This window comes from Candidatus Magnetobacterium casense, from assembly GCF_019173545.1.
Lineage (GTDB): Bacteria > Nitrospirota > Thermodesulfovibrionia > Thermodesulfovibrionales > Magnetobacteriaceae > Magnetobacterium > Magnetobacterium cryptolimnobacter.
In genome coordinates this window covers 1-1,299 of sequence record NZ_JABXWD010000694.1, presented here as the reverse complement: position 1 = coordinate 1,299, position 1,299 = coordinate 1, and the positions used below count along the sequence as shown (strand labels likewise).

At 48.2% G+C, this 1,299-nt stretch carries 2 protein-coding genes; both read right to left on the bottom strand.

Annotated features, from left to right (window positions below; translation table 11 throughout):
* Positions 1-109 precede the first annotated feature (109 nt).
* Positions 110-238 (bottom strand): hypothetical protein, encoded by a 129-nt coding sequence (locus HWQ67_RS20100; RefSeq protein WP_255317355.1) that lies wholly within the window; start codon positions 236-238, stop codon positions 110-112.
* A 209-nt stretch (positions 239-447) separates the two neighbouring features.
* A complete protein-coding gene (locus tag HWQ67_RS18805; protein WP_218254227.1) occupies positions 448-1,215 on the bottom strand; it encodes an LPD38 domain-containing protein in 768 nt (255 codons plus the stop codon).
* Between the last annotated feature and the right edge of the window lie 84 nt (positions 1,216-1,299).

The window sequence follows — 1,299 nt, the reverse complement described above, 5'->3', positions numbered from 1 at the left end:
ATTATCGACCGAAAGAGAAACGATCATCTCAACCACGACATACAAAAAAGTCAAGGAAAAAATGGTGTCATGGCGTTGTTCGATATGCTTAAGTCAACAGCATTAGGGGTTAGCCCCTCCCTGCCTTACTCAACTTGTCAATCAATCTGTCTGTCTTGTTTATCTTCTTCTCTGTCAATAAGGCTACCACTATGAATGTTATGAGGAGGGTTACGTCTACTATCATTTTTAAGTCCATGTTTGTTTTCCTCCAAATATCTTAAATAACGTGTTAATAAGTTTTTCGTTTTGCTTTTCCAATCTGGACACATGCCTGAAGTGAAGCAAAATCAACAGGATGACAACCACGGGGACAAGTCCTATCTCTTTTACAGCAGTCACTATCTGCATGAAGTCCATAGCTTTATGATATCACACCCCCGTGGATAAATCAACCGCAGCTTACGTTTACTTTCCTGCTGCCTTCCCTTCCTGCAACCGCTTGATGGAGTCATTGAACCTGATTGCCATTTGATCCATCTGCCTGTAGATATCGTCAATTTTTTGACGCTTCTGTTCAGGTGACATGAGCTTATCCTGGTAAATCATATCAGCGAACTTGCTCATCTTCAGCAGAGAGCTACGCATACTGCTTGTGTTTAGCAGCAAGCCTCCGTTGTCCTTGAGTAGCTTTTCAGCCTCTTTAGCCTTGCCTTGCTTGAGCAGGTCCATGTAGCTGTTGCGAAGCTTCGACAGGCTGTCGTGCGTGTCATAGAATGCCTGTACGTTTTCCGTGTTGCTGGATGGGTACCTGAGCACAAAGCCCTTGACCACGGGGATGTCGGCCAACGTCTTAGCAGGTCGTACCGGCGGAGGGGCCACCAAGCCTAAGCCCTGAGCGGCCTTGTCTGCCAGGCCCAATGCAGTCATGCCGGCGCCACCACCCCAACCACGAACGGTGTTCTCCAACAGGGCAGGGGAGGCTATCATCTTGCCTACCGCCGGCAAACCACCAAGCCCTGGCACCTTTGCTACCTGTGCGCTGATGAACTTGGCCAACTCCGTGCCGTGGGCTGTGCTCTGATATTGAGGGAGCAAGCCTTTCTTGGCTTCAGGGATAATCTGCCTGTTCATAAAGAGGCTCCTGTTGCTGAACGACTCTATGAATGGCGCAGCGACAGTGGGTATGATGTTAGGGGCGAAGGCGTCTAAGACTTGGGTTTTGGGTGGGTAGATACAGCATCAGGAAAAAAGCCAATATGGATGCGTGTTTCCAGGGATATGAAAAAAATGGCGTGTATCTACAACTTTAAGACGGGT

Bases quoted from the DNA above. Each gene is read 5' to 3' on its own strand.
- HWQ67_RS20100 (WP_255317355.1), bottom strand. From the start codon at position 238: ATGGACTTAAAAATGATAGTAGACGTAACCCTCCTCATAACATTCATA.